General features: G+C 68.8%; 26 protein-coding genes, 2 pseudogenes and 1 riboswitch. Of the genes and pseudogenes, 14 read left to right on the forward strand and 14 right to left on the reverse strand.

Annotated elements, in window-relative coordinates:
* The 4 genes and pseudogenes from ACFQ4H_RS31385 to ACFQ4H_RS31400 form a co-directional block, all read left to right on the forward strand.
* A partial coding sequence (locus ACFQ4H_RS31385) for a LuxR C-terminal-related transcriptional regulator (RefSeq protein ID WP_377578217.1) occupies positions 1-929 on the forward strand: 929 nt, incomplete at its 5' end.
* Positions 926-1,465, forward strand: a complete 540-nt coding sequence (locus tag ACFQ4H_RS31390) for a LuxR family transcriptional regulator (RefSeq protein WP_377578220.1) — start codon at positions 926-928, stop codon at positions 1,463-1,465. The genes ACFQ4H_RS31385 and ACFQ4H_RS31390, both read left to right, overlap by 4 nt.
* Before the next feature lie 109 nt (positions 1,466-1,574).
* Positions 1,575-1,934, forward strand: a pseudogene (locus tag ACFQ4H_RS34940) (EamA family transporter); the annotation flags it as partial.
* The gene (locus tag ACFQ4H_RS31400) at positions 1,843-2,787 is read left to right on the forward strand and encodes an EamA family transporter (RefSeq protein WP_377578223.1); all 945 of its coding nucleotides are present in this window, start codon (positions 1,843-1,845) and stop codon (positions 2,785-2,787) included. The pseudogene ACFQ4H_RS34940 and the gene ACFQ4H_RS31400, both read left to right, overlap by 92 nt.
* Before the next feature lie 8 nt (positions 2,788-2,795).
* Here the strand turns inward: ACFQ4H_RS31400 and ACFQ4H_RS31405 are convergent, their stop codons facing one another.
* Positions 2,796-3,578 carry a lysophospholipid acyltransferase family protein gene (locus ACFQ4H_RS31405; RefSeq protein WP_377578227.1) on the reverse strand — a complete coding sequence of 261 codons (783 nt, stop codon included), beginning with the start codon at positions 3,576-3,578 and terminating at the stop codon, positions 2,796-2,798.
* A 146-nt stretch (positions 3,579-3,724) separates the two neighbouring features.
* On the opposite strand from ACFQ4H_RS31405, the gene ACFQ4H_RS31410 reads away from it, so the two are divergent.
* From ACFQ4H_RS31410 to ACFQ4H_RS31420, 3 genes are all read left to right on the forward strand, one after another.
* The gene (locus ACFQ4H_RS31410; protein ID WP_377578230.1) at positions 3,725-5,140 is read left to right on the forward strand and encodes a cytochrome ubiquinol oxidase subunit I; all 1,416 of its coding nucleotides are present in this window, start codon (positions 3,725-3,727) and stop codon (positions 5,138-5,140) included.
* Between the two features lie 15 nt (positions 5,141-5,155).
* The gene (cydB, locus tag ACFQ4H_RS31415; RefSeq protein WP_377578233.1) at positions 5,156-6,151 is read left to right on the forward strand and encodes a cytochrome d ubiquinol oxidase subunit II; all 996 of its coding nucleotides are present in this window, start codon (positions 5,156-5,158) and stop codon (positions 6,149-6,151) included.
* Between the two features lie 144 nt (positions 6,152-6,295).
* The gene (locus ACFQ4H_RS31420; RefSeq protein ID WP_377578236.1) at positions 6,296-7,042 is read left to right on the forward strand and encodes a MerR family transcriptional regulator; all 747 of its coding nucleotides are present in this window, start codon (positions 6,296-6,298) and stop codon (positions 7,040-7,042) included.
* Positions 7,043-7,109: 67 nt separating this feature from the next.
* Here the strand turns inward: ACFQ4H_RS31420 and ACFQ4H_RS31425 are convergent, their stop codons facing one another.
* On the reverse strand, positions 7,110-7,814 hold the full coding sequence (locus ACFQ4H_RS31425) for a hypothetical protein (protein WP_377578239.1): 705 nt from the start codon (positions 7,812-7,814) through the stop codon (positions 7,110-7,112).
* 95 nt (positions 7,815-7,909) lie between these two features.
* Positions 7,910-8,392 (reverse strand): peroxiredoxin, encoded by a 483-nt coding sequence (locus ACFQ4H_RS31430; RefSeq protein WP_377578242.1) that lies wholly within the window; start codon positions 8,390-8,392, stop codon positions 7,910-7,912.
* A 97-nt stretch (positions 8,393-8,489) separates the two neighbouring features.
* On the opposite strand from ACFQ4H_RS31430, the gene ACFQ4H_RS31435 reads away from it, so the two are divergent.
* The 3 genes from ACFQ4H_RS31435 (at position 8,490) to ACFQ4H_RS31445 (ending at position 10,768) form a co-directional block, all read left to right on the forward strand.
* On the forward strand, positions 8,490-9,218 hold the full coding sequence (locus ACFQ4H_RS31435; RefSeq protein ID WP_377578245.1) for an SDR family oxidoreductase: 729 nt from the start codon (positions 8,490-8,492) through the stop codon (positions 9,216-9,218).
* Between the two features lie 80 nt (positions 9,219-9,298).
* Positions 9,299-9,718, forward strand: coding sequence for a DUF6086 family protein (locus ACFQ4H_RS31440; protein ID WP_377578248.1), 420 nt, complete (start codon positions 9,299-9,301; stop codon positions 9,716-9,718).
* Positions 9,719-9,952: 234 nt separating this feature from the next.
* Entirely contained in the window at positions 9,953-10,768 is an 816-nt protein-coding gene (locus ACFQ4H_RS31445; protein ID WP_377578251.1) for a hypothetical protein, read from the forward strand.
* Positions 10,769-10,934: 166 nt separating this feature from the next.
* Here the strand turns inward: ACFQ4H_RS31445 and ACFQ4H_RS31450 are convergent, their stop codons facing one another.
* Positions 10,935-11,564 carry a hypothetical protein gene (locus ACFQ4H_RS31450; RefSeq protein WP_377578253.1) on the reverse strand — a complete coding sequence of 210 codons (630 nt, stop codon included), beginning with the start codon at positions 11,562-11,564 and terminating at the stop codon, positions 10,935-10,937.
* A 77-nt stretch (positions 11,565-11,641) separates the two neighbouring features.
* On the opposite strand from ACFQ4H_RS31450, the gene ACFQ4H_RS31455 reads away from it, so the two are divergent.
* Complete coding sequence (locus ACFQ4H_RS31455; RefSeq protein ID WP_377578256.1) at positions 11,642-12,643, forward strand: tyrosine-type recombinase/integrase; 1,002 nt, start codon at positions 11,642-11,644, stop codon at positions 12,641-12,643.
* Between the two features lie 275 nt (positions 12,644-12,918).
* Positions 12,919-13,689, forward strand: a complete 771-nt coding sequence (locus ACFQ4H_RS31460; RefSeq protein WP_377578259.1) for a sulfite exporter TauE/SafE family protein — start codon at positions 12,919-12,921, stop codon at positions 13,687-13,689.
* On the opposite strand, the gene ACFQ4H_RS31465 is transcribed toward ACFQ4H_RS31460, so the two are convergent.
* The 6 genes from ACFQ4H_RS31465 to ACFQ4H_RS31490 all read right to left on the reverse strand — a co-directional run bounded on the left by ACFQ4H_RS31465 (position 13,690) and on the right by ACFQ4H_RS31490 (position 19,265).
* Complete coding sequence (locus tag ACFQ4H_RS31465; protein ID WP_377578262.1) at positions 13,690-14,697, reverse strand: phosphotransferase enzyme family protein; 1,008 nt, start codon at positions 14,695-14,697, stop codon at positions 13,690-13,692.
* A gap of 160 nt (positions 14,698-14,857) precedes the next feature.
* Positions 14,858-15,526: an RICIN domain-containing protein gene (locus tag ACFQ4H_RS31470; protein ID WP_377578265.1), complete on the reverse strand. Its 669-nt coding sequence runs from the start codon at positions 15,524-15,526 to the stop codon at positions 14,858-14,860.
* A gap of 216 nt (positions 15,527-15,742) precedes the next feature.
* Entirely contained in the window at positions 15,743-16,558 is an 816-nt protein-coding gene (locus ACFQ4H_RS31475; protein ID WP_377578268.1) for a TIGR02452 family protein, read from the reverse strand.
* Positions 16,559-16,732: 174 nt separating this feature from the next.
* Positions 16,733-17,242 carry a peptide deformylase gene (gene def, locus ACFQ4H_RS31480; protein ID WP_377578271.1) on the reverse strand — a complete coding sequence of 170 codons (510 nt, stop codon included), beginning with the start codon at positions 17,240-17,242 and terminating at the stop codon, positions 16,733-16,735.
* Positions 17,243-17,331: 89 nt separating this feature from the next.
* Complete coding sequence (locus tag ACFQ4H_RS31485; protein WP_377578274.1) at positions 17,332-17,976, reverse strand: LysE family translocator; 645 nt, start codon at positions 17,974-17,976, stop codon at positions 17,332-17,334.
* Positions 17,977-18,077: 101 nt separating this feature from the next.
* Positions 18,078-19,265 carry a chorismate-binding protein gene (locus ACFQ4H_RS31490; RefSeq protein WP_377578277.1) on the reverse strand — a complete coding sequence of 396 codons (1,188 nt, stop codon included), beginning with the start codon at positions 19,263-19,265 and terminating at the stop codon, positions 18,078-18,080.
* A gap of 124 nt (positions 19,266-19,389) precedes the next feature.
* Here ACFQ4H_RS31490 and ACFQ4H_RS31495 point away from each other — a divergent pair, with 124 nt between their 5' ends.
* A complete protein-coding gene (locus tag ACFQ4H_RS31495; RefSeq protein ID WP_377578280.1) occupies positions 19,390-19,590 on the forward strand; it encodes a DUF5999 family protein in 201 nt (66 codons plus the stop codon).
* A gap of 96 nt (positions 19,591-19,686) precedes the next feature.
* On the opposite strand, the gene gcvP is transcribed toward ACFQ4H_RS31495, so the two are convergent.
* The 4 genes from gcvP to ACFQ4H_RS31515 form a co-directional block, all read right to left on the reverse strand.
* Positions 19,687-22,551 (reverse strand): aminomethyl-transferring glycine dehydrogenase, encoded by a 2,865-nt coding sequence (gene gcvP, locus ACFQ4H_RS31500; protein ID WP_377578282.1) that lies wholly within the window; start codon positions 22,549-22,551, stop codon positions 19,687-19,689.
* Between the two features lie 82 nt (positions 22,552-22,633).
* Positions 22,634-22,730, reverse strand: a riboswitch (glycine riboswitch).
* A gap of 142 nt (positions 22,731-22,872) precedes the next feature.
* Positions 22,873-23,577: a DivIVA domain-containing protein gene (locus tag ACFQ4H_RS31505; RefSeq protein ID WP_377578284.1), complete on the reverse strand. Its 705-nt coding sequence runs from the start codon at positions 23,575-23,577 to the stop codon at positions 22,873-22,875.
* Positions 23,574-24,761 carry a globin domain-containing protein gene (locus tag ACFQ4H_RS31510; RefSeq protein WP_377578287.1) on the reverse strand — a complete coding sequence of 396 codons (1,188 nt, stop codon included), beginning with the start codon at positions 24,759-24,761 and terminating at the stop codon, positions 23,574-23,576. The genes ACFQ4H_RS31505 and ACFQ4H_RS31510 overlap by 4 nt, the downstream gene beginning before the upstream one ends.
* Positions 24,762-24,763: 2 nt before the next feature.
* Entirely contained in the window at positions 24,764-25,174 is a 411-nt protein-coding gene (locus ACFQ4H_RS31515) for a group I truncated hemoglobin (RefSeq protein ID WP_377578290.1), read from the reverse strand.
* A 251-nt stretch (positions 25,175-25,425) separates the two neighbouring features.
* Between ACFQ4H_RS31515 and ACFQ4H_RS31520 the strand changes: the two are divergent.
* Positions 25,426-25,943: pseudogene (locus ACFQ4H_RS31520) on the forward strand (serine/threonine protein kinase); the annotation flags it as partial.

The following is a 25,943-nucleotide window of genomic DNA, read 5'->3' on the forward strand; positions in this document are numbered from 1 at the left end:
CCCTGCGTCGGGCCGGGGACCTGGCCGACCGGGTCCAGCCGGCGCTGGCCCGCAACTACGCGGTGGCGGCCGTGAGCCTGATCGAGGCTGATGCCGGCCTGCTGGCACCGGCCCGGGCCCGCCTCGCCGCCGACCTGGACGGACCGGGCGCGTCCACCGAACTGCTCGACTGGGTCGACCGGGAGGCGGCCTGGCTCGACGGGCAACCGGAACCGGCCAGCGTCCCGCCCACCACGGCCGCAACACCGCTGCTCGACGGGCTGCGACGGATCACCGCCCGGTGGGCCGCCTACGACGGCGCGACCGCCAACTGGGCCGACACCGACACACTGTCGGCGCTGACGCCGGTACGGCTGACCCTGGCCGCGTGGCGCACCCCCACCGGCAGCGAGCCGGAGGGATTCGACAGCGCCGCCACCGCCTGGCACGACCTGGTGGTACGGGAGGAGGTCCGCTGCCTGCTGGCCCACGGACTGCACGAGCGGGACCCGGCCCGGGCGGTGGCGTCCCTGCTGGCCGCCGAACAGTTGGCGCAGCGGGCCGGTCTCGTGGTCCTGCTGGGGCGGGTCCAACGGGCGTTGCGCCGCCACGCGGTACGCCGCGACCAGCGCGGACCCCGTACCGACGGTGCCCTCACCGTCCGGGAACGCGACGTGTTCCACCTGGTGGCAGCCGGTGAGCCGTCCCGGCGTATCGCCGGCCAGCTGGGTATCTCGACCGAGACGGTGGAGACCCACATCCGGGCGGGAATGCGCAAGCTCGGTGCCCGGACCCGTACCGAGGCGGCCGCGCTCGCCCTGGCCACGGCCGGCACTGGCCCCGGCGGTGGCCGCGCCGCCCTCCGTGGTCAGCAGAGGTTCGACACCGTACCGGCGAGGAGTGGGCGTAGTAGCGAGCCGCGCAGTCGGGAACAGAGGTTGGCACCATGAGCACCGTCGATACACCCCGTTATGTGCTGCCGTCGGTGGCGGACGCGACCACGGTGCTGCGCCGGCTGGCCCGCGCGGGCTGGTCGATCCGGGAAGGATTCGCCCTGACCGATACGGCGTGGGATCTGGCCGAGGCGAAGCTGGTGTTGCACGGCCGCGTACCCGACCTCGAGACGGCGCGGTTGGCGGTGCTGGCAGCCGCCCGGGGCGTGGGGGTGGTGGCGATCGCCGACACCTCGGGGGAGGCGGGGCGGGCGCTGCTCGGTGACCTGAGCCGGCTGGGACCGGTCCACCGTGACCCGCTCAACGATCCGGGTACGGACACCGAACCGGTGGCGGGCCAACTGGTGCCGGAGCAGCGGGCGCTGCTGGAACGGCTGGCCAACGGGGAGACCATCGCCGCGGCGGCGGCGGCCGAGTTCCTGTCGTTGCGTACGGCCAACCGGCGCATCGCACAGGCCAGGGCGACGCTGGGGGTACGCACCACCCGGGAGGCGGTGCTGGCGTACCTGCGCCAACGCGGCCCCACGACCTGATCGTTCCCGGCCGGTGGTGGCAGCCCACCACAGCCATCGGTCAACCGCTATATGATCTTGATGGTTTGCCGGCGACCTACTGTCAGCCGGCCCGGCGGAGGTGATCCGCATGGCAGCAGCACCGTCGAGCCGCACGGTCTCGTGGGCCGGGCTCGTCGCAGTCACCGCCGCCACCGCCTCGTGGGGCTTCGGCGGCACCGTCGCCAGTTGGCTGTTCGACGCCGGGGTCGACCCCATCGAGCTGATACAGGCCCGCACGATCATCACGATGCTCGGTCTGGTCCTGCTGGTGTCGATCGCGGACGCCCGGCGGCGTCGCCCCGGCGGCGAGCCCCGCCACCACGAACGACTGTCCTGGCCGCTGCTGCTGGGTTTCGGTGGCGCGATCGCGGTCGCCAACGCCAGCCTCTTCCTGGCGATCAAGCATCTTCCGGTTGCCGTGGCCATGGTCCTGCAGAACCTGGCACCGGCGTTCGTCGCTCGGTCTGGTCCTGCTGGTGTCGATCGCGGACGCCCGGCGGCGTCGCCCCGGCGGCGAGCCCCGCCACCACGAACGACTGTCCTGGCCGCTGCTGCTGGGTTTCGGTGGCGCGATCGCGGTCGCCAACGCCAGCCTCTTCCTGGCGATCAAGCACCTTCCGGTTGCCGTGGCCATGGTCCTACAGAACCTGGCACCGGCGTTCGTCATCGGTTGGGGTCTGCTCGTCGCCCGCCGTCGCCCCAGACCCCGGGTGCTGGCCGGGTTGCTCGTCGCGCTGACCGGGGTGGCCCTGGTGGTCCAGTTGCCGACCACACCGCTGCACGGCCTGAACCTGGTCGGTATCGGTTTCGGCCTGGCCACGGCCGTCGGGGTCGCGGCGTTCTCCGTCCTGGGTGCCCGAGCCTCCCGCCGTTACGGCGCGATCCGGGCAAACAGCTACGCCTTCGGTGTCTCCGCCACCGCCTGGATCATCTACCAGCTACCGCACGGCCTGCCCGTTCTAGCCCAGTCCCCACGGCACCTGCCCGGGGTGATCGCTGTCGCGGTCCTCGGCACGCTCGTGCCGTTCGTGCTCTACGCCTGGGGAACCGCACGGGTGGGGTCGGCGGCCGGGGCGATGAACATCTGCCTGGAACCGGTCTTCAGTGCGGTCCTCGCCTGGACCTGGCTGGGACAGGTGCTCGACGCCGTCCAGATCACCGGTGGTGTCGTGCTCATCGCCGCGATCCTGTACCTGCAGTGGTCCACCGCAGAGCCGTCGGCCGGACTGCCCCCGGTCGCCGCGCCGTCGGTGGGTCGGTCCGGTCCGGTGGCCCCCTCGCCGCCGGGCCGCCCGGTCTGAGACGCGGACTACGGCGAAGGTGGCTGCCTGCGACGATGCATCCGGGTCGTGTCGGTCGGCCGGCCGGGGTCGACGTGTCGCGGTCGGTCGGGTTCGTCGGGACGCAGCGGCACCAGGGTGTCGGTCAGCGCGTCGATGATCCGGTCGGTGGCCCGCAGGGCGGCACCGGGTACGCCCACCGGAATATCACGCAGGTCGACGGGGGAGCCGAAGTGCACCCGGATCACCGGGCGACGGACCAGTGCCCGGACGATGCCGCCCAGCATTCCTTTCGGGGCGCGGTACGGTAGGACCTCGTGGGCGCCCCACTGGGCAACCGGTACGACGGTGGCGCCGCTGGCGAAGGCAAGCCGGGCGGTACCGGTCTTGCCCCGTTCCGGCCACATGCCGGGGTCCAGGCCGATGCGGCCCTCCGGATACACCAGCACCACGGAACCGCCGGCGACCGCCGATGCCGCGTCGTCCAGGGCCTGGGCGACACCCGAGGTGCCCCGGTCGACGCGGATGTGACCGCTGTGACGCATTCCCGCCCCGATGAGCGGAACCCGGAACAGTCCGCCGGTGGCCATGATCCGTGGGGAGATCCGGCGTACCTGGCAGGCCGCGGTGAGCACGACAGGGTCGAACGGGCTGATGTGGTTGGCAGCCAGGATCAGCGGGCCGCGCCGCAGTTCGTCCGGAACGTCGCCGGTGACCCGCAACCGGGCCAGCAGCCCGACCACGCCACGGGCGAGTAGTTGCGCGAGGCGCCACAGCCGCGGTGGCTGCCAGGGGGAGTGCGGGGTGTCCATCAGCGGTTGATCGTCGCACGTCCGACCGGTCCCTGGATGATCAGGGCCTTCCGGCCCTGGTGTGTCGGGACCGACGCCCCTGCGACCTGCACCGGGGCAACGGGTACTCTCTACTACATCTCGTAGTACGTCGACCTGGGGGTCCTGTGGACGCGTTAGATGTGGCCCGTTGGCAGTTCGGTGTAACCACCGTCTACCACTTCCTCTTCGTGCCGCTGACCATCGGCCTGTCCGTGCTCGTGGCCATCCTCCAGACGATGTGGCACCGCACCGGCAACGAGCGCTACCTCAAGCTCACCAAGTTCTACGGCAAGCTCTTCCTCATCAACTTCGCCATGGGCGTCGTCACCGGCATCGTGCAGGAATTCCAGTTCGGCATGAACTGGAGCGACTACTCCCGCTTCGTCGGCGACATCTTCGGCGCACCGCTGGCCATCGAAGCCCTCGTCGCCTTCTTCCTCGAATCCACCTTCCTCGGACTGTGGATCTTCGGCTGGGACCGGCTGCCCAAGCGCATCCACCTCGCCACCATCTGGGCCGCCGCCATCGGCTCCACCTTCAGCGCCTACTTCATCCTCGCCGCCAACTCCTGGATGCAGAACCCGGTCGGCTACCACATCAACCCCGAGACCGGACGCGCCGAACTCACCGACTTCGTCGCCGTACTCACCAACAAGGTCGCGCTGATCACCTTCCCGCACACCATCTTCGGCGCCTTCCTGGTCGCCGGCTCCCTCATGGTCACCGTCGCCCTGTGGCACCTCATCCGCCGCAAGGACAGCCCGGACACCTCCACCTACCGGTTCGCCGCCAAGTTCGGCTCCTGGGTCACCCTGCTGGCCTCCGCCGGCGTCCTGCTCACCGGCGACATCCAGGGCAAGATCATGACCGAGGTGCAGCCGATGAAGATGGCCGCCGCCGAAGGCCTCTACGAAACCGAAAGCCCCGCCGCCTTCTCCGTACTCACCGTCGGCAGCCTCGACGGCACCCGCGAAATCTACTCCCTCAAGATCCCCGGCCTGCTGTCCTTCCTCGGCACCGGCAGCTTCGACGGCGAAGTCAAGGGCATCAACGACCTACAGGCCCAGTATGCCGCCCAGTACGGCCCCGGCAGCTACACCCCGATCATCCCGGTCACCTACTGGAGCTTCCGCTTCATGATCGGATTCGGCCTCGCCGCCGCCGCCATCGCCCTGGTCGTCCTCTGGACCCACCGCCGGGGACGTACCCCCACCAGCCGCTGGCTCCTGCGCGCCGGCCTGATCATGCCCCTGCTCCCACTGGCCGCCAACTCCTTCGGCTGGATCTTCACCGAGATGGGCCGCCAACCCTGGATCGTCTTCGGCGAAATGCTCACCCGCGACGGCGTCTCCCGCACCGTCAGCCTCACCGAAGTCCTCACCTCCTTCACCGCCTTCACCCTCGTCTACGCCGCGCTCGCCATCATCGAAGTCCGCCTCCTCATCCGATACGCCAAGAACGGCCTACCCGAGACCACCCCACCGCCGGACCCCGACCGCACCGACGACGACGCCGACCGCCCACTCGCCTTCGCCTACTGACCCCGGAGCCCCACCGTGGAACTCGCCACCGTCTGGTTTCTCCTCATCGCAGTACTCTTCACCGGGTACTTCATCCTCGAAGGGTTCGACTTCGGCGTCGGCATGCTGCTCCCGGTCCTCGGCCGCGACGACCGGGAACGCCGAGTCCTGATCAACACCATCGGCCCCGTCTGGGACGGCAACGAGGTCTGGCTCCTCACCGCCGGCGGCGCCATGTTCGCCGCCTTCCCCGAGTGGTACGCCACCCTCTTCTCCGGCTTCTACCTGCCGCTGCTGCTCATCCTCATCGCCCTCATCCTGCGCGGCGTCGCCTTCGAATACCGCCACAAGCGCCCCGAGGTCGCCTGGAAGCGCCGCTGGGACGCCGCCATCACCTTCGGCTCCCTCGTCCCCGCCCTGCTCTGGGGCGTCGCCTTCGCCAACATCGTGCGCGGCGTACCACTGGACGCCAACCACGAATACGTCGGCGGACTGTTCAACCTGCTCAACCCGTACGCCCTGCTCGGCGGCCTGACCACCACCGCACTGTTCGTCACCCACGGCGCGGTCTTCATCGCCCTCAAGACCGTCGGTGACATCCGCCACCGGGCCCGCAACCTCGCCACCCGCGCCGGCATCGTCACCATCGTCCTCGCCGGCGCGTTCCTCACCTGGACCCTGCTCATCCGCAACAGCCCGGCTGCCATCGTCCTGGCCGTCGCCGCCGCCCTCGCCCTAGCCGGTGGCGTCGTAGCCGCCCACGCCGGCCGCGAAGGCTGGGCCTTCACCGGCACCGCGCTGGCCACCGCCTTCGCCGTGGCCACCCTCTTCACGGCCCTGTTCCCGAACGTCATGCCCTCCACCCTCGAGGCGGCCGGCACCCTCACCGTCGACAACGCCGCCTCCACCCCGTACACCCTCAAGATCATGACCTGGGTAGCGGTGATCTTCACCCCGATCGTGCTGGCCTACCAGGGCTGGACCTACTGGGTCTTCCGCAAACGCATCGGCGTCACCCACATCCCCGACTGACCTACCCTCCCCAAACCGGGCGTGGCCGGCGCCTTCCCCCCGTTCCGTCGGCCACGCCCGGTTCTCGTTTCTTCCACAGCCTTGACATTGACGCAGCGTCAACACCTAACGTTGGTACCAACGGTCGAAAGAGGGGTAACCGGGATGGAATGGTCAATCCATGACATCGCGCATTCAGCCGGAACCACCAGCCGAACCCTGCGCCACTACGACGCAATCGGCCTACTCACACCCAGCCGAACAGGGCGCAACGGCCACCGCTACTACGACCAGGACCGCCTGATCCGCCTACAACGAATCCTGCTCCTACGCGAACTCGGCCTCGGCCTACCAGCCATCGCCGAAATCCTCGAAGGCCAACAGGACACCCGCACCGCGCTCCACACCCACCTCGAACTCCTCGAGCAGGAACGCCAACGCATCGAACGGCAGATCCGATCGGTCCAAACCACCCTACGCAAAACCGAAAAGGGGGAACCGCTCATGGCAACCGAGATCTTCGACGGATTCGACCACACCCAGTACGAACAGGAAGTCACCGAGCGCTGGGGCCGCGACGCGTACGTCAACGGCGACCGATGGTGGCGCTCACTCAGCGACACCGAAAAGAAGAAATTCCAACAGCAACAACTCGACATCGCCCACGACTACGGCCAGGCACACGCCGACGGCAAGAGCCCCGACAGCGACGACGTACAAGCCATCACCCAACGCCACGTCAACTGGCTGTCCACCACCGTCAAACCCACCAGGGGCTACCTCATCGGACTCGGCGAAATGTACGTCGCCGACCCCCGCTTCACCGCCAACTACGACCAGCACGGCACCGGAACCACCCTACTCGTCCGCGACGCAATGAAGATCTACGCCGAACGGCACCTGACCGACTGACCCGCCACAACAACCCGGGGAGGTGACCAACGGTCACCTCCCCGGAAACACAACTCAGCCCGACGACTCAGCCAGCGTCACGCAACTCCGCCAACCGCGCCTCGATCTCCGCCAACTCGGCCCGCAGCTTCTCCGCCTGCTGCTCCGCCTCACTACGCTCAGCCGACATGATCTGCTCGACCGCCTCCTGCACCCCCGGCACGTCGACCAAACCCACCATCTTCAACGCCTCAACCGGCTTGATCACATACGGCTTCGCCAACGACTTGCTGCCCTGCGTCGCCGCAACCGTCCACTCACCATCGGCGTACGCCAAAGTCACCGTCAACCCGGCCGGCACCTTCGGCTTGGCAGCAGCCTTCGCCTTCGCCGCCTTCGCCGGCTTCGTCTCAGCCGGGGGAGAGTCCACTGTCGCCACGGTTGCCTCCTCGTACGCCGCCGACACCGGCGACCTGGTAATCATGAACTCCGGCTCCGGATCAGGCTCCGGCGCCGGCTCGGACTTCGACTCCGTCCGCTTACCCGCACCCTTCGGCGGAATACCCAGATCAGCGGGGGAGAACGGCAACTCGTCACGGCCGAACCGCACCACCACCCACTCATCCGACACCGCCGGATCCAACAACTCGACCACCTGGCCGATCTGCCCAGCGATCTGACCAGCCGCCTCGGTGAACATCACCTTCGGCTTACGACCGGCAGACAACGTCTCCCGAATACCCTGCAACTCCTCAGGGGACAGCCCATGGACATCGGTATGCGCGGCAGTCATCAGATCCTTCTTCCGTACACCTGTTTGATTCCTGCCTTACTACCAGGCCGATCCGACAACCCAGAACCGACCCCCACCGGTCCGACCAACCGCCGTCACCCACCCGACGACGAAGCCCCCGACGCCAACGCCCGCAACGCCAGATCCGCATGATCGGTCATGCTCAACTCACTGTGGATGACCTCGACAACCCGCCGATCAACCCCGATCACGAACGTCATCCGCTTCGTGCTCAATGGACCCAACGGCAGCCGCCGACGCACCCCGAACTGCTGCGCCACGACACCCTCCGCATCGGACAACAGCGGGTAGTCGAAACCATGCTGATCAGAGAACTGACGCTGCCGATCCACCGGATCCCGACTGATACCCACCCGATGCGCGCCCACCCGCGCAAACTCGGCTGCCAGATCCCGGAAATGACAGCTCTCCACCGTGCAGCCACGCGTCATCGCCGCCGGATAGAAGAACAACACCACCGGACCGGTCGCCAACAGCTCACTCAACCGCCGAGGCGTGCCCGTCTGGTCCGGTAACACGAAGTCGTCGACCAGATCACCCTTGCCCGGACCAGTCACCGCGCACCTCCCACCAGCAACCTGTGACCGTCACCTCATCGCGAAACGTACGCACCATACCCGACAATTGGCGCCACAACAGCGGAGGGAACCGACCTTGACTCCAGTCACAGTGGTAACCGGTGGTAGCCGGGGAATCGGCGCAGCAACCGTACGACAGCTCGCCGCTACCGGCCACGACATCGCCCTGTGCTACCGGCGCGACACCGCCGCCGCCGAAAGCGTGCTACGCGACGTACAGGCCGCCGGCCGCCGCGGCATCGCCGTACAGGCCGACACCACCGACCCCGAACAGGTCGTACGCCTATTCGACGCGGCACAGGAACTGGGGGAGATCACCGGACTGGTCAACAACGCCGGCGTGACCAGCCCCATCGGCCCCTTCGTCGACCTGACCGTGACCGACCTACGCCACGTCGTCGACGTCAACCTCATCGGCTACGTCCTCTGCGCCCAACAGGCCGCCCGCCGAATGTCCACCGGAGCGGCGATCGTCAACGTCTCCTCAGCCGCCGCCACCCTCGGCAGCCCCGGCGAATACATCCACTACGCCGCCGTCAAGGCCGCCACGGACACCCTCACCACCGGCCTGGCCAAGGAACTCGGACCACGGGGCATCCGGGTCAACGCCGTATCACCCGGCACCATCTGGACCGACATCCACACCATCTCCGGCCTGCCCGACCGCCCCGCCCTGATCGCCGACCGCGTCCCACTCGGCCGCGCCGGCTACCCCGACGAGATCGCCGCCGCGATCGTCTGGCTGCTCAGCCCGCAAGCGTCGTACACCTCAGGAGCCGTCCTCCGGGTCGCCGGCGGCCAATGACACCGGAAACCCGGTAGTCCCGACACGGTCGCCGAGAACTCCGCGTTGGCAACCAGCCACATCTGGCCGACCATGAGCCGGTGAGCCAATACTTCCAGACAGGGGAGCGGGTTCTGTGGAACCCGTCGAACACACCCGCCCAACTGTTCATCCGCACCGCCGAAGCAATGGTCCCGATCGCGGAACTACCCACCGGCATCGAATCCCGGATCGCCGACGAGTACGACATCGACATGACGGCCTTCGAGGCCTTCGTGAACACGCTGGTCCACCGCTACCAGGCAACCACGCACCTGATCCTGCGATCCCTGCTGGAAGGGTTCCTCGCAACCGCGCTCGTCCTCGTCGACCGCGGCGGCGGCCGCATACCAGCACTGGACGACCAGCCCACACCACACCTCGAGGACGTATCCGTCAGCCGCGACGGCATCGCCCCCCAGGGCAGCACAGCCCGGCTGGCCGCCCTGGCCGCCGTACACGCCCGGGCCATGCCCCGATAAACGGACCGGCCGACAACCGTGCCCGGAACAACGCAACAGCCCAGGCCGGGGGAGCGAAGCACAACCGAAGGCCAGCGACGCAACGGAAAGCATCGATCATTCGGACACACCACGACCATGGTGTGTCCTCCGAACCGACACAGCTCGTCACCAGGAACAACCGACATCGAACCCGCCGAAATTGACCCGGTCGTCGGCTTCCGACCCTCCTACACCAGGCCTACGGTCCGACACATGGAGGAGCGACTACTCGAAATCGTCTTCAGCCTGCCCCGAAACCCCAGGTCACGTACCTTCCTCAGCCAGCTACGCACCCTGCTGGCCGATGTCGCCTACGCCGGACCCGCAGAAACGGAGAACGTGCGCGGAGACGCTGTCGACCGCCTGATCCTCACCCCGCCGAATCCCGCCGACGCCCGCCCGGTAACGACCTTCGAGCTCGCCGACACGTCTGCACCACAGGTTGTCTTCGATACCGGCCAGACCATCGGCATCCAGGCCGACGACACATCGGACACGCCCGTACCACCAGCCCTGGTCGAGCTGTCCGAACTGACCCACCGTCTCGCCGGGCACATCCGACGGGTCGATCACACCGGCGTGAACCTGCCCGCCGACCACACCACACCCGAGCAGTGGCGCAACCTCGTGAACGGGCTCGCCTCGGCATCGACCATGTACCGCTATCCCAGCGGGGAGGAGTGGCCGTTCATCCTCCCATCGACGTCGGACGAGCTTGTCGGCGACATCCGGACCTTCGTGACAGGCCGCGAACCTCGGTTCGAGCTGGTCTACGACCGGTGGTCGAGGAAGACGACGTGGCAGTTCGCGCTCTGGACCGACCTGACCCGTACGGAGCTGGAACGGCTCTTTCCCGGACCTGAAGGGACCACCATCGGCGGCCTCGAGGAGATCTTCCGGGTCGTCGCGGTCCAGTCTCCGTGGCCGGGCCTGGGCATCCGCTTCGACCTGTGTTACCGGATCGAGGACAGCCCGTCGGACTGGGAGACCGGCGAGTGGCTGGTCACCGAAGGCGGACGCATCCGCTGACACCCGCCGGACGGCCTGCTTCTCGTGAGCGCGGTCGACACAGCAGTGAAGTCCTCGGCCGGTGCGGTCCGAGGAAGCGCCAACGCTGGTCGTCCCAGGTCTCAAGCGGTCCGACTGGTAGTTCGATAATGCACATTATGTCAACTAGCTGATTATCGCGGGCGCCTCAGCCGTCGCCGGGCAGCACCAACGGGGCGGAAATGGCGAAGTTCGCATCGACCGCCTCGACAAGCGCCACTCCTCGATCGCCCAACGCCATCCGTACCGTCCAGGCCCGGAGAGCGCCGAGGAACCCGATCAGGTCACGTCGCACGTCGAGCAGCAGGCCGGACAGCGCCGAGGTCGGCAGTTCAACGTAGACGTCCGCCCACCGCCCCTGACGTCGACCGGGCCCGCCGTCCTGCCAGACCCGCAGTCGGTGCCCGAGGTTCTCCACCTGCGGGCCCGGGTCATGCCCCAGCCAGGGCGAACCACCGTCAAACAGTTCGACCCAGTCCCGCCAGTCCTCCAGGCCGGCGCAGCAGCCAGGCGACACCTCCACCCCTGTGGCTGTGTCACCTATCCGCAGACCGCCGGCCAGGATCAGCCCCTCCTCGGCCAACAACGCCTCGAGCAGCTCATCGATGCTGGCCCCGGCAGCCAGCTCGCCACCGAGGAGACTGACGAACAGTCCGACCTGTTCGTCAGTGCAGCCACCGTCGAGAACCAACCACGAGTACGGCTCCATCGCCGCCACCGGCCAGGTCATCGCGCCGCTGTTCCCCGCAACCTCGGCAACCGCCTGCAAAGTCAACACGTGTACATCCAACCGGAACGCTCCCCGATCAGCGCTTCACCTCCCCGAATACGTGAAAATCATGCATAATATCTCTTATGCAGGACAAAGAGGACGTACGGGTCCTGGCGCTGATCGAGGAGTTCCTCACCGCCCGCGCCACCCGCAAGCCGTCTCCCCATACGCTGCAGGCGTACCGGCGGGACCTGCTGGCCATCGCGCAGCTCATCGCCGATGATCCGACCTCTCCCCTCCCCCTGGCCTCGCTGCCGATCACCGCCCTGACCATCCGCGCCCTGCGCACCGCGTTCGCCGCCTACGCCACTCCCCGGGCCGCCGCCAGTATCTATCGAGCCTGGTCGACCTGGAACGGTTTCTTCACCTTCCTGGTCGCCGATGGGATCGCGGTCGGCAATCCGATGTCGGCGGTGGACAAGCCCAACGTCCCGGTCCCCCTCCCCAAACCGCTGCGCGGCGAGGACACCCCGGAGCAACTGCTGACCGCCGTGGCGCGCGACGATCACCGGCAGCGCCACCCCTGGTCCGAGCGGGATCTTGCGGTGCTCGCTCTGGCGCTGTGTGCAGGGCTACGACTTTCGGAGCTGCTGGGGCTACGCGTCGGCTCGTTGGCGGGCCGCCCCGGCGAGCGCCGGGTCGAGGTGGTGGGTAAGGCCGGTCGGCCGAGGGTCGTGCCGATCGAGCCGGAGGTCGATGCGGTGTTGGGTGCGTACCTGGACAGTCGTCGTCGGCGTTTCGGGGCGCGTACGGTGCGCCGGGACTCGCCGCTGTTCGTCGATCGGCACGGTGAGCCGTTACGCCGTGGTGGGCTGCAGTACCTGGTCGAGTCGTGTTACCAGCGTGCCGGGATCACCGACCGGGTGCCCAGGGGTGCCCGCCTGCATGCGCTGCGGCACACGTTCGCGACCCGGCTGGCCGAGGACGGAGCGAGCGCTTCGGAGATTATGCGACTGTTGGGGCATTCGAGTTTGACGACGAGCCAGAACTACATTGATGTGACGGCGGGTCAGCAGCGTGCGGCGGTACGGGCGAACCGTACGAATCGCGCGTTGAGTGGTCTGTATCGGGAGAATGGTGCTTGACGTTGTGGTGGTTCTGGTGACCCGGCGAGCAGCGCACCGAAGTTCGCGGGGTGTGCGTTCGAGGCCGGGGATGCTCTGCTCCCCCGTTGGGCCTGTGGGGAGACGCGTGGATGGTCGTTAAGGCGTTGCTCTGTTCCGGCCTGCTGTTTGTCGCCGTTGGCGGGATCGGTGTCTGGCTGCGTCGGCGGCGGGGGCGTTGAGCCGTCGGTAGTTGATCGTGAGGCTGGCCACATGCGCACCTGGTGAGGGTTGTTGGGCAGGAAGAATCCCGGCACGTGGATGCCGGTTCGTTGGTTACGTTGCTGGGGGCGGCTGCTGCGGCCGGCTGGGTGGATGCCGTCGTCGGTGGCGGTGGGCTGTTGTTGCTGCCGGCGTTGCTGATCGCTGCTCCGGGGTTGCCGGTCGCGACTGCTTTGGGCACCAACAAGTTGGCGGCGATTGCGGGGACGAGTACGGCGGCGTTGACCTACGCCCGGCGTACGAAGATCGACTGGGCGGTGGCGGGGCCGGCGGCTGGGCTTGCTGTCGTCTTCTCCGGTACCGGTGCCGCGTTGGCGGGCAGTGTGCCGGCTGAGGCGTACCGGCCGGTGCTGCTTGCGGTTCTTGTCACGGTTGCGCTGTTTGTAACGTTTCGGCCGAGGCTGGGGGTCGTCTCCGAGCCGCAGCGGCGTACCCGGACGCGGGTTGCGGCGGCGGTGGCGGTGGCGGGGGGTGTCATCGCGCTGTACGACGGGATGATCGGGCCGGGTACGGGCACGTTCCTGGTGTTGGCTTTCACGACGCTGGTGGGGTCCGATTTCGTCCACGGGTCGGCGATGGCGAAACTGGTGAATGCGGGCACCAATCTGGGGGCGCTGGTGGTGTTCGCCTCGGCTGGCCACGTCTGGTGGTTGCTGGGGGCCGGGATGGCGCTGTGCAACATCGCGGGCGCGGCACTCGGGGCGCGGATGGCGTTGCGGCGCGGATCGGGTTTTGTCCGCGGCGTGCTGCTGGTCGTGGTGTTCGTGTTGGTGGCGAAGCTGGGCTATGACCAGTGGGTGAGCTAGTTAGTGGTCTGTCAGCTGCTGTGACCAGCGGATGAGCCGGGACGAGAATCCGGGCAGGGCGGCGAGTTGTTGGGTGAGGCGGGTTTGTGCGGCAGCCGGGTCGATGGAGCCGCCCGGCTGGAGGCCGAGGGTGATGCGGATCCGTTCGGCGATGCGGGCGAGGTGTACGCCGAGCCGTCGGGCGAGGGCGAATTCAGTGGGGCGCAGGATTCCGCCGTGGCTGCGGTAGGCGGCGAGGATTGCGGTGATGTTGGTGAGGTCGGGTTCTTCCGGGGTGCCGGTGTGGCGGGCGTAGTCGAGGGCAGCTGCATAGGTTTCCAGGGTGGCGCTGTCGGGGCCGGCGGTGTCCCAGTCGATGAGTACGGGTCCCCGGTCGGGCACCATGAGTACGTTGTGTGGCACCAGGTCCCGATGGGTGATCACATAGTCGTCCGCAGCCCAGTAGGCCGTTTCGATGCGCTCGGTCAGGTCGGTGACGAGTGCGAGCTGTTCCTTGAGTAGTGGTGCCCACGTTCTGCCCTGCCCGAGTCCGGCGGCCAGCCAGCTTTCCCAGGTCTGGGGTGCGTTGATGCCGTACCACAGCGGCCACATGGTGTCGGTGCGCCGCTCCCCTGCTGGTTCGAGGGTGTGGAGGGTGGCCAGGGTGGCGCCGTACCACTGGGTGTGGTCGGTGTCGGGGGGCAGCGGTGTGCTGTCGAGCCAGGTGTGGACGCGGACGACGCCGTGGGTGTCGCCGAGGTCTGTGGCGAGCCCCCAGGCGGGGTTGGTGGGTTCGATGGGTTCCGGTATGGGCAGTCCCGCGTGATGGGCTTGTCGTTCGAAGGCCATGGCCTGCTCGAGTTGGTCGCGCCAGCCGTCGACGAGGAGGCGTTTGACGAAGTAGCTGCCTTGGATCGTGTCGAGGCGCCAGGTTTCGCTGCTGACGTAGCGTACGGGGGCCAGGGGGCCGATGGGGTCGGGCAGCCGGAAGGCCTTGGCGAGGATGTGGGCGTCCGGGGCTGGTGGCATGGGGAGGGAGCCTACTCGGGGCCTGCGGCGGGTCGTGGCGCTTTGCTTTCAGGATCGTGGGGCGGCGTGGCGTGGTCGTCCTTATATGCCAGCAGGCCGCCTGTCACGGCCATCCACACCGACCCGGATGGCCGTGACTGGCGGCTGAGCGGGGTGGTGGTCAGTTCGCCAGGCTCCAGCTCTGGTTGGTCCAGCCGTTGCAGGCCCAGAGTTGGACCTTCGAGCCGTTGCGGGGGATGGTGTTGCGGTCGCCGTCGAGGCATTGCCCACCGTAGTAGTTGCGTAGGGTCACGCCGTTCCAGATCCACACCTGGTTGGTCCAGCCGTTGCAGGCCCAGAGTTGGACGATCGAGCCGTTGCGGGGGATGGTGTTGCGGTCGCCGTCGAGGCACTGACCACCGTAGTAGTTACGGATGGTGTAGTAGCCGGTTGGTAGACCGCTGACCTGGGTGAAGATCCAGGCTTGGTTGGTCCAGCCGTTGCAGGCCCAGAGCTGGACCTTCGAGCCGTTGCGGGGGATGGTGTTGCGGTCGCCGTCGAGGCACTGCCCACCGTGGTAGTTACGGACGTACTGGTAGAAGTACGAGGCGTTGGCTGTCGCCTCCCCTGGTTTGCTGCCGGTGTGGGGCAGGTCGGCCAGGTCGTCGATTGTGGTGCCCGGGTTACCGGGCGGGGTATGCGATGTGGTGGTCGCGTGGGCCTGCGCGTGGGTGGGGACGGTGGTGATGGCGAGGGTCGCTGCGACGGTGGCGACGGTGAACGCGGCCAACGTGATCGATCGCCAGCGTCGGTGTCGCGGCGTGGTTTGCGGGTCGTTGCTGGGATACATGCGGGATCACCGATCCTCCTCTTGTGGTGATGGCCAGGTTTTCCCTGGTCATCACGCTCGCTTCGATGCGGTCGACGCTAGTGGCGGCTTCTGTGGCGAGCTGTCAGGGAGGCGACTTTACGTATGAATCCCGTGATATGGATAGGTAGTCGTCATCAGGCGACTTTTGCCCCCGAGTCGTCACCGGGACGGATCGGGGGCGAGGTGGGTCGGTTGCTACCTGTCGCCGAGGATGGCTTCGAAGGCTGCGTACACGGGTGTGTGGGGTTGGTTGTCGTGGATGGCGAACACCACTCGGTGGAACTGGTCGACCGTCTGGAGCGCTTCGGCGAAGGCGTTGGCTACGGTCGTCGGGTCGTTGCGGAACACGCCGCAGCCCCAGGCGCCGAGCACCAGGGTCCGGTGTCGGTGCGCTGCGGCAACCTGTAGTACGCGTCGTGCCCGGCGGCGTAGGACGGCCGGTACGTCGCTGGCGTGGGCCGGCTGGTTGCGTACGATCGCTCCGAGGTTGGGGGCGGCTGCCGTCAGGAAGGTCGTCTGGTAGGGCCGGTCGAGAAGGTTGCCTTTGTCGTCTCGGTAGACCGGGACCCTGGGTGAGTAGATGACCCGATCGCTGTAGCGCAGGTCGTGTTGTTGGCGGTGGAAGGCGTAGAAGTCGCTGGCGGTCAGTAGGCAGGGGTAGAGCGCTGACGAGCGGGCGATGCTCTCCTCCTGTGCCTTGGCGCCGCCCAGGAAGCCACCTCCCGGGTTCTTCGCGGATGCGAACACCAGGCAGGCGACGTTGTCGTTTCCGGTGGTGGCGAGCCGGTGGGCGGCCCGTAGCGTGGATTCGCGGGTGATTTCGATTGTGGGTGTGGCGGTGGCCGGTTCGGTGGTGGTCATCGCCTGGTCGGGCAGGTAGTGCCGGGTACCGGTGATCGCGGCGGCGACTGTTTCGGCGATGTCGATTCGGTCTCCGGCTGGGTTGTGGTATTCGCCGGCTTCGGCGATGGCCACGGTTTGCCGGGCGATTTCGCGGAGGCGGCCGCTCATCGGTTGGCGCGTTGATCGGTTGGTTGTGCTTGCATGGTGGTCAGGCTATGTGGACGTGTGTGTCGGGCCCACCGGGTTTCTGTGGGGCTCGGTGTTGTCCTGTGCCGGCCGCCGGGGCAGCGGAGCTGCTGGTGTCCGGGGCCGGCATGGGCGGTTACGGCTGCGGGTGGGGTGCTATTGGCTCTGGCTGGGTGCGGCGTACTGGCCGGCGCGGATTTCCCGTAGGGCGCGGCGGCGGGTGTCGCCGCGCAGGGTGTCGACGTAGAGGCGTCCGGCGAGGTGGTCGGTTTCGTGTTGGAGGGCGCGGGCGAGGAAGCCGCTGCCGGTGATGGTGAGCGGTTCGCCGTTCTGGTCGACGCCGTGGGCGGTGGCGTGCATCGCCCGGGGGGTCGGGAAGTAGAGCTCGGGAATCGACAGGCAGCCCTCGTCGTCGTCCTGGAGTTCTTCGGACAGTTCGATGGTCGGGTTGATCAGGTGGCCGCGGTGGCCGTCGGCGTCGTAGACGAACACCTGGGCGCTGACTCCGATTTGTGGTGCGGCGACCCCGGCCCTGCCGGGGGCGCCGAGCATGGTGTCCATGAGGTCAGCGACCAGGGCGCGTAGTTCGGCGTCGAAGCTGGTGACCGGCTCGCACGGGGTGCGCAGCACTGGGTCGCCGATGATCCGGATGGGACGCATGGTCATGACCGAAAGGCTATCGGTTCGTTACGTATCACGTTGGCCGACCCGCGACCGGGTCGGTGGGCGGGGGCTCGCCGGGCACGATTTGGTGGTCAGGTCTGTTCGGTGGCCAGTCGGGCGCCGAAGCCCAGCAGGATCGTGCCGGTGGTGGCGTCCAGGACGCGTCGTACCGTGCGGCGGGTGAGGATCTGCCGGATCCGGTGTAGCCCGACGACCACCAGTAGCAGGTAGGTCAGGGACAGCAGCGCGTGGCTGAGTCCGAACAGCAGCAGGACGATCGTGGAGGTTCCGGGGCCGATGAACTGTGGAAGGACCGCCAGGTAGAAGACGAGCACCTTCGGGTTGGTGATGTTGGAGAGGAATCCCTGCCACCAGCCGATGCGTGCCGGGGTCGTGCCGCTGGCGTCGGGGGTCGCCTCCGGTGGGCCGGTCGGGACCGGGTACCGCCCGTCCCAGGCTGATCGGAGTGCCTGGACCGCCAGGTACGTCAGGTAGGCGATGCCGGCCCATTTGATGGTGTGGAACAGCGGCTGGTAGTGCACGATCACCGCGCCGAGGCCGGTGATGGCGGCCAGTCCCTGGACTGCGTTGGCGCTGGCCACCCCGGCGGCACTCCATCGGCCCCGGCGGGCCCCGCCGGACAGGGTGTTCTTGACGATGACGGTGAAGTCGGCGCCGGGCACCAGTACCAGCACCCCGGCGAAGGCCAGGAACGACAGATAGGAGGACCAGCTCATCTGGCCAACCTATCGACCGGTGTGGTGGCCGGCGTCGTCGGTGGGGTTGGGGCGGTTCCGGGCGGTGGTCGGGACAGGTGACGTGGACGTGGGCCGGGGGCTCACGGGCCGGCGAGAGCGGCGCGTACCGGGGCTGCCTTGGCGGCTGCTTCGGCTACCTCGGCCGACGGGTCGCTGCCCCAGGTGATGCCGCCGCCGGCCCACAGGTGGACCCGGTCGGTGTCGACGGCGACGGTACGGATGGTCAGGCCGAGGTCGACGTGTCCCGGCCCGACCCAGCCGAAGGCGCCCATGCTGACGCCCCGGCCGACGGGTTCCAGGGCGGCGATCTGGGTCAGGGCGGCGAGCTTGGGGGCGCCGGTGACGGATCCGCCGGGGCAGACGGCCCGGAGCAGGTCGGCCAGGTCGACTCCGTCGTCGAGGTCGGCGGAGATGGTCGACTCGGCCTGCCACAGGTCACACCATCGGCGTACGGCGTACAGTTCGTCGACGCGTACCGATCCGGTGCGGGCCACCCGGGCGAGGTCGTTGCGTTCCAGGTCGACGATCATGATGTGTTCGGCGCGTTCCTTGGCGGAGGCCAGCAGTTCGCGGCGGCCCTGTCCGGTGGCCGGGCGGGTGCCTTTGATCGGTCGGGTGATCAGTCGTCGGCCGTTGGTTTCGAGCAGGGTTTCCGGGGAGGCGCAGCCGATCGCCCATCCGGCTCCGGTGAGTGTTCCGGCGTAGCGGGCGCCGGGCAGTGCGCCGAGGCGGGTCAGGGCGGGTAGCGGGTCGCCGGCGTACGGTGCCGAGCTGTGGCCGACGATGTTGACCTGGTAGATGTCGCCTCGGCCGATGGCCGCGCGGGCGGTGTCGACGGCGGCGGCGTGCTGGTGGGGTGTCCAGCTCGGCTGCCATGGGCCGAGTTGCCAGGGTGCCGGGGGTGTTCGTGGGCCGGTGCGGGGTTGGTGGTGTTCGTAGACGACGGCGACCAGGTCGGGTACGGCCGGTGCGGGGCTCGGTGGGCCGGTGGGTGCGCCGATCATCCGGGCTCCGGCGGCGGCGGAGACGAACAGGGCCGCCCCGCACACGTCGAGGTGGCCGTGCCTGGCCGGCGTGGCCGGCAGCAGTCCGGTCGGGCCGGGTAGTGCGTGCTCGGCGAGGAAGTCCGCCACGAGTTGCGCCGGGTCGCCGCCGTCGCCGATCCACCACTGCAGTCGGGTCCGTTCTCGTAGGGAGGCGGCGCACGAGTGTGGTACGGCTGCCGGGGTTGTCAGTGTTCGCACGACGAGTGGACCAACCTGCCTCATCCGTTGGGGCAATTCTGCGGGAGTGGTGTCGGATACTGCTCGATACCATCGAGTTTCGCTTGGTACTGTGCGTCACTGGTCATGTGAACCATGACACAGCACCCCCACAGTCCGGAGATCCCTGATGTGCCAGCATGAGCCCACCTGTCCCTCCGCCGAAGCGACCGATCGGGAAGCGGCGCGGGTCATAGCTTGCTTCCCTGAGCAGGGCTGGAGCCTGCTCTGCAATGGCGTGATCGTGTTCGAGGACACGGGTGAGCTACTGCCCGACGGCAGCAGCATCGCCCCGCACCGTGGTCCCGCCCGACACGCCCTGGTTGCCTGACCGTCGCTACTGTCGGTAGTTCGGCGGCGGCGGTCCGGGCTCAAGGGTGAACCCGTACCGCCGCTTCGCTGAAATGTACGTGACGGCGGGCGGCCGTCAGTTCTCGAACGCCTCCGGTGACGGGCAGGCGCACACCAGGTTCCGGTCGCCGTAGGCACCGTCGATACGCCGTACCGGCGGCCAGTACTTCGCAAACCGGTCCACGCCCGCCGGGTAGGCCGCCACCGACCGGGGATACGGGTGCGTCCATTCGTCGGCGGTGACCATCGCCGCCGTGTGCGGCGCGTTCGACAGCGGGTTGTCCCCCGCCGGCCACTGTCCCGCCTCGACCTGGTCGATTTCCTCCCGGATCGCGATCATCGCGTCGCAGAACCGGTCGAGTTCGGTCAGGTCCTCACTCTCGGTCGGCTCGACCATCAGGGTGCCGGCCACCGGGAACGACATGGTCGGCGCGTGGAACCCGTAGTCGATGAGCCGCTTGGCGACGTCGTCCACGCTCACCCCGGTCGCCTTGGTCAGACCACGCAGGTCGAGGATGCACTCGTGAGCGACCAGGCCCTTGTTGCCGGAGTACAGGACCGGGTAGTGCCCGCGTAGCCGGGCGGCGACGTAGTTGGCCGCCAGTACCGCCGTCCCGGTCGCCCGGGCCAGCCCGTCCGGGCCCATCATCCGCAGGTACACCCACGGGATCGGCAGGATCCCGGCCGATCCGTACCGGGCGGCAGAGATCGACGGTCGGACGGCCGCCCCGGTGGCGGTCAACGGGTCACCGGGCAGGTAGGCCGCCAGGTGTGCGCGGACCGCCACCGGCCCGACGCCGGGGCCACCGCCGCCGTGCGGGATGCAGAACGTCTTGTGCAGGTTGAGGTGGGACACGTCGGCGCCGAACGCGCCGGGCTTGGCGAATCCGACCAGCGCGTTGAGGTTGGCGCCGTCGACGTACACCTGTCCCCCGGCCTCGTGGACCTTCGCGCACAGGGCGGCGATGCCGGTCTCGTACACCCCGTGGGTGGACGGGTAGGTGACCATGATCGCGGACAGGGTGTCCCGATGGGCTTCGATTTTGCGGTCCAGGTCGACCAGGTCGACGTTGCCGTCGGCGTCGCAGCCGACCACCACCACCCGCATCCCGGCCATCACCGCGCTGGCGGCGTTGGTGCCGTGCGCCGACGAGGGGATCAGGCACACGTCACGGTGCCCCTGTCCCCGGTCCCGGTGGTAGGCCCGGATCGCCAGCAGGCCGGCGAGTTCCCCCTGCGACCCGGCGTTGGGTTGCACACTGACCGCGTCGTAACCGGTGACCTCGGCCAGCCAGCCCTCCAGGGAGCCGACCAGGTCGCGGTAGCCGGCGGTCTGCTCGGCCGGGGCGAACGGGTGGATGTTGGCGAACTCCGGCCAGCTCACCGGTTCCATCTCGGTGGTGGCGTTGAGTTTCATGGTGCAGGATCCGAGCGGGATCATGCCCCGGTCCAGGGCGTAGTCGGAGTCGGCCAGCCGGCGCAGGTAACGCAGCATCGACGTCTCGGACCGGTGGGTGTGGAACACCGGGTGGGTCAGGAACTCGCTGTCGCGGGCCAGCCCGGCCGGCAACGCGGACCCGGTTGCGGCCTCGACGGCCGTCCGGTCCGGCAGGCCCGCCGGCGTGGCCCCGTCCAGCAGGCTGGCGAACGCCGTCCGGACCGTCTGCAGGTGTTCCCAGGTGGTCGTCTCGTCGCAGGTGACGCCGACCAGGTCGGCGTCGACCAGGCGCAGGTTCACGCCCCGCTCGGCGGCGGCGGCCACCGCCTCGGCCGCCCGGCCCGGGACCCGTACCAGCAGGGTGTCGAAGAACTCCCGGTGGACGAGGTCGAACCCGAGCTCGCGCAGCAGGTGGGCGAGGGCGGCGGCCCGGTGCGCGGTCCGGGTGGCGATGGCGGTCAACCCGTCCGGACCGTGGTAGACGGCGTACATGCTGGCCATCACGGCCAGCAGCACCTGGGCGGTGCAGATGTTGCTAGTCGCCTTCTCCCGCCGGATGTGCTGCTCGCGGGTCTGTAACGCCAGCCGGTACGCCCGGGTGCCGTCGGCGTCGCGGGACACCCCGACCAGGCGGCCGGGCAGCATCCGCTCCAGGCCGGAACGCACCGCCAGGTAGCCGGCGTGCGGGCCGCCGAAGCCCATCGGTACGCCGAAGCGTTGGGTGGTGCCGGCGGCGATGTCGGCACCAATCTCCCCGGGTGCCCGCAGCAGGGTCAACGCCAACAGGTCGGCGGCGACGGTGACCAACGCCCCGACCGCGTGCGCCGCCGTGACCAGGGCACTGTGGTCGCGTACCGCACCGGAGGCGCCCGGGTACTGCAGGTGCAGCCCGAAGAACTCCGCCGGCAGCTCGTCGCGTTCCACGTCCAGCACCCGCACCTCGATGCCGAGCGGCTCGGCGCGGGTGGCGATGACCGAGATCGTCTGCGGCAGGGTGTCGGCGTCCACGACGTACACCGGGCTCTTGGTCTTGGATGCGCGGCGGGCCAGGGTCATCGCCTCGGCCGCCGCGGTGCCCTCGTCGAGCATCGACGCGTTCGCGGTGGCCAGCCCGGTCAGGTCGCAGACCATGGTCTGGAAGTTGAGCAGCGCCTCCAGCCGGCCCTGGCTGATCTCCGGCTGGTACGGGGTGTAGGCGGTGTACCAGGCCGGGTTCTCCAGCACGTTGCGGCGGATCACCGCCGGGGTGTGGGTGCCGTGGTAGCCGAGGCCGATCATCGACACGGCGACGGTGTTGCGGGCCGCGACGTCGCGCAGTTCGCTGATGGCCTCGGCCTCGGTGGCTGCCGGGGGCAGGTCGAGCCGGCCCTGCCAGCGGATCACCTCAGGGATCGCCGCGTCCATGAGTTCGTCGATCGAGCTGTAGCCCACCGTTTCCAGCATGCGGCGTTGGGCGTCGGGGTCCGGGCCGATGTGCCGGACGGCGAACTGTTCCACGGTCATCTATGCGCTCCCCGGGGGCGAGGTCGACAGGGCGGCCTCCCCCTCTGTCGCGTCCCGCTGAAAGGGGGAACACTCCACAGCGCCTGCCCACGAGGTCCTTTTGCCTGAGAGGTTCCGGGGAGGATTTGCCCCTTCGGCGCCGCCTGTCGGTTTCAGGCGGTCTCTCCCGCGTGGGTGGTACCGGCACCGGCCACGGTACCAGCCCTGATCAGCAACTGATGATCTACCCGTACGGCGGCACGGGCCGGGGTGAACGACTCCGGCCAGCGCACGATCCGGGGCTGGTGCGACGTCGCACCGGCCCCGGACCTGTCCGGGTCGTCAGCCCACCCAGCGGGGCTCGTTGCGGGGCAACGCGGCGGGCCCGCCCGGCTGCTGTGGCCCGCCCGCCACGGCACCAGGCGGACCGTCGAGCCGGTCCATGGTGCGGGCCAGTTGCTCCCGGCCCTCGCTGAGATGCTGGGCCGCGGCCTGCATGTGCGACATCATCATCTCGCCGAAGATCCGTAGCGCTTCCCGGGTGGCGACCGAGTCGTCGAAGTTGGTCCCGGCCGACGCCCGGTAGTCCTGCACCGCCCGCTGCGCCTCCTGGCGGGCGTCCTCGACCGCAGCCTGCAGATAGCTCTCGTACTGGGTCCGGGCGTACTCGGCCACCCGGCGGGCGTAGTCGTGCGCCTGGGCGATGATCTGTTCGGCTTCCCGTTGCGCCGCCGACAACAGGTTGACCTCTTTGGCCGCCGGCCTCGGCTGGGCACTGGGAATCACCCCGTGCCGGTGCAGTTCGAGATGGTCGTGCAGCCGCTCGTTCTCCGCCCGGAGGTCGGCGATCTGCGCGGCCAGCAGGTCGATCTCGTCAGCCACCTGGAGCCGGAACCGGTCCACGTCCCTGTGGTCGTAGCCACGCCGGGTGAACGAAGAGGAGTCGAATTCCCACCGACGTACCCGGTCTGCGGTCAGGCGTACCCGCAGACCCGTCGGGGCGGACACCTGCGTGCCGTCGTATCGGCTGATCGAGGCTGCGCTCACTGGGCACCTCCCAATGCCTCGGAAACGGACCGGCTCGCCGGCGGGCTGCCGGCGGTACGCCAACTCGCGCCGTACCAGTGTGTGCCGAGGTCCTCGTAGTGCAGTTGGCCGCTGCGGTAGCCGGCCTGCTGGAACCGGTCGACCGCCCGGGTGACCATCGTGTCCGAGCCACACAGGTAGACGTGCCGGGAGCGCCAGTCACCGTCGCCGAGGACCCGGTCGACGAACTGGGCGAACTCGCCGGGTCGGGTCGGGTCGGCCCCGACGACGTAGGTGACCCGCAGCCACGGATAGGAGGCCGCCAACTTGTCGATCGCGTCGTTGTCGTAGAACTCCATCCGCGACCGGGCCCCTACGTACAGGTCGACCCGCCGGCCGGGTCCCTGCACCGCCACCTGCTCCACCAGTGCCTTCAACGGTGCCCAGCCGGTGCCGCTGGCCAACAGCAGCAGGTCGCCGGCGCCGGCCTGGTCGAGGGACAGTCGGGTGCCCACCGGGGACGCCAGGTGCACCTCGTCGCCGACGCTGGTGCCGTAGACGAGTCGGGAGCTGACCACCCCGCCGGGCGTGGCCCGTACGTGCAGTTCGATGGTGCCGTCCTGGCGGGGTGCGTTGGCCGGCGAGTAGTACCGCCACGCGCGGGTCGCCGGCACGGACACCCCGATCGACTGTCCCGGGGTGAAGGGCAGCAAATACTGGGGCCGCAGGGTCAGCACCGCCACGTCGAAGCCGCACCGGTCGTGCGCCACGACCTCGCCGACCCACCACGGTGGGGCGACGTTCTCGGCCGCCTTCGCCGCGTCGGTCATCACCTGTGCGACCAGCCCGTACGCTGCGGCCCAGTCCTGGGCCAGTTCGTCGGTCCACTCGTCGGCGAGGAAATGTTGCAGTGTGGCCAGCAGCGCCTCGCCGACGGCCGGATAGTGTTCGGCCCGGACCGCGAACTTGCGGTGGTCGGCGCCGAGGGTCTGCAGGAAGCCCACGACCCGGTCCAACTGGTCGACGTGGGAGACGATGTGGCCCAGCGCGGTGACCAGCCGGTCCCGCTGACCCGCCATGTTGGTCGGGAACATCTGCCGGGTGTCCGGATGGGCGATGAAGAGCGTCGAGTAGAAGTAGTGCGGCACCTGGTCGCCGTGGGCGGCGACCAGGGACCAGCTCTGTTTGAGTCGGGCGACGTCCACGGTCAGTGCCCGCTGGCTACGACCTGGTCCTGCACCCGGGCGAGAACAGCGCGGACGTCGGCGAGGATGTCGTCCGGAACACCGAGTTCGGTCAGGGTCTGGGCCAGATGCTGGCCGACCCTGGCGTAGTGCTCGACGGGAATGTTCAACGGCTGGTGTGCCTCGGTCAGGCTCCGGCCGGTGTAGTTGTCCGGGCCGCCGAGCACGGTGGTCAGCATCAGCACCATGTGTCGGCGCTGTTCCACCATGTCGATCTTCTCGAAGTAGCCCACGAGGTCACGATCCGCCAGCACCCGGTCGTAGAACAGTTCGACGGCGGCCTTCACCGCCGGCGCCGCGCCGATGCGCTCGTAGTGCGACCGGGGGGAGCTGTCGGAGGAGTTGCTGGTGCTGCTTGTTTCCACTTCCGTCACGGTGTTTCCTTCCGGCGTAAGGGGGGTTCGCTCGGGTTGGAACTTGACTTGACAGGAGACAGGCGGCGTCACCGGCGGGATGGTTCGCGTCCGCCGGAGCGGTGCTGCCAAAAGCCGCCTGTCGGACGATAGCGTGCGCTTCGTGTCGTGTCAGCCCGCACCGCTGGAACTCGTACAAGATCGAATATTGTGGGTCGTCGGGCCTGCTGTCGCCGGCCGGTCGACCCGGATGGCACTAGACTTCCGCGGCGATGGAGAACCAGGCGTACACCGAGGAGAACGGGGTCCCCGGCGACGGCGCGTCGGCCGAGACCCGCCCATGCGGCCACTGTGGACGTCCGGTCCCGCAGCGGGCGGCCGCCGGACGGCCGTTCCGGTACTGCCGGGACAACGACGGCGCCTGCCAGCGGGCCTCCCGTAACACCCGGATGCGGCACCGTAACGCCCCCGGGCTCGCCGGCCAGGTCGCCCGTACGTGGGAGGCGGTCGACCGCCTCGACCAGGTGGTGCAGACGCTCACCGAGGCGCTGCACGCGGAACTGTCGCCGGCCGGGGTTAAACGGCAGCTGGCCGAGGTACGGGCCGAGGCCGCCGCCCAGGTGGCTGTGGCACAGACCGAACGCGACGAGGCGCGCCGCGACGCTGAGGCAGCCGCCGAGCGGGCCGTCTCGGCCCAGCAGGCCGCCACGACGGCAGCCGCCGAGCGGACCGCTGCCCGGCAGGCTGCCGACGACGCCCGGCAGACCGCGGCGCAGGCCCGGGAGCGTAC

The sequence above is a fragment of the Micromonospora sonneratiae genome (genome assembly GCF_042679305.1).
Classification (GTDB): Bacteria; Actinomycetota; Actinomycetes; order Mycobacteriales; family Micromonosporaceae; genus Micromonospora_H; species Micromonospora_H sonneratiae.

Coding starts and splice junctions, on each gene's coding strand:
- ACFQ4H_RS31390 (WP_377578220.1), top strand. CDS start 926: ATGAGCACCGTCGATACACCCCGTTATGTGCTGCCGTCGGTGGCGGAC.
- ACFQ4H_RS31405 (WP_377578227.1), bottom strand. CDS start 3,578: ATGGACACCCCGCACTCCCCCTGGCAGCCACCGCGGCTGTGGCGCCTC.
- ACFQ4H_RS31420 (WP_377578236.1), top strand. CDS start 6,296: ATGGAATGGTCAATCCATGACATCGCGCATTCAGCCGGAACCACCAGC.
- ACFQ4H_RS31425 (WP_377578239.1), bottom strand. CDS start 7,814: ATGACTGCCGCGCATACCGATGTCCATGGGCTGTCCCCTGAGGAGTTG.
- ACFQ4H_RS31445 (WP_377578251.1), top strand. CDS start 9,953: ATGGAGGAGCGACTACTCGAAATCGTCTTCAGCCTGCCCCGAAACCCC.
- ACFQ4H_RS31455 (WP_377578256.1), top strand. CDS start 11,642: ATGCAGGACAAAGAGGACGTACGGGTCCTGGCGCTGATCGAGGAGTTC.
- ACFQ4H_RS31465 (WP_377578262.1), bottom strand. CDS start 14,697: ATGCCACCAGCCCCGGACGCCCACATCCTCGCCAAGGCCTTCCGGCTG.
- ACFQ4H_RS31470 (WP_377578265.1), bottom strand. CDS start 15,526: ATGTATCCCAGCAACGACCCGCAAACCACGCCGCGACACCGACGCTGG.
- ACFQ4H_RS31475 (WP_377578268.1), bottom strand. CDS start 16,558: ATGAGCGGCCGCCTCCGCGAAATCGCCCGGCAAACCGTGGCCATCGCC.
- def (WP_377578271.1), bottom strand. CDS start 17,242: ATGACCATGCGTCCCATCCGGATCATCGGCGACCCAGTGCTGCGCACC.
- ACFQ4H_RS31485 (WP_377578274.1), bottom strand. CDS start 17,976: ATGAGCTGGTCCTCCTATCTGTCGTTCCTGGCCTTCGCCGGGGTGCTG.
- ACFQ4H_RS31490 (WP_377578277.1), bottom strand. CDS start 19,265: ATGAGGCAGGTTGGTCCACTCGTCGTGCGAACACTGACAACCCCGGCA.
- ACFQ4H_RS31495 (WP_377578280.1), top strand. CDS start 19,390: ATGTGCCAGCATGAGCCCACCTGTCCCTCCGCCGAAGCGACCGATCGG.
- gcvP (WP_377578282.1), bottom strand. CDS start 22,551: ATGACCGTGGAACAGTTCGCCGTCCGGCACATCGGCCCGGACCCCGAC.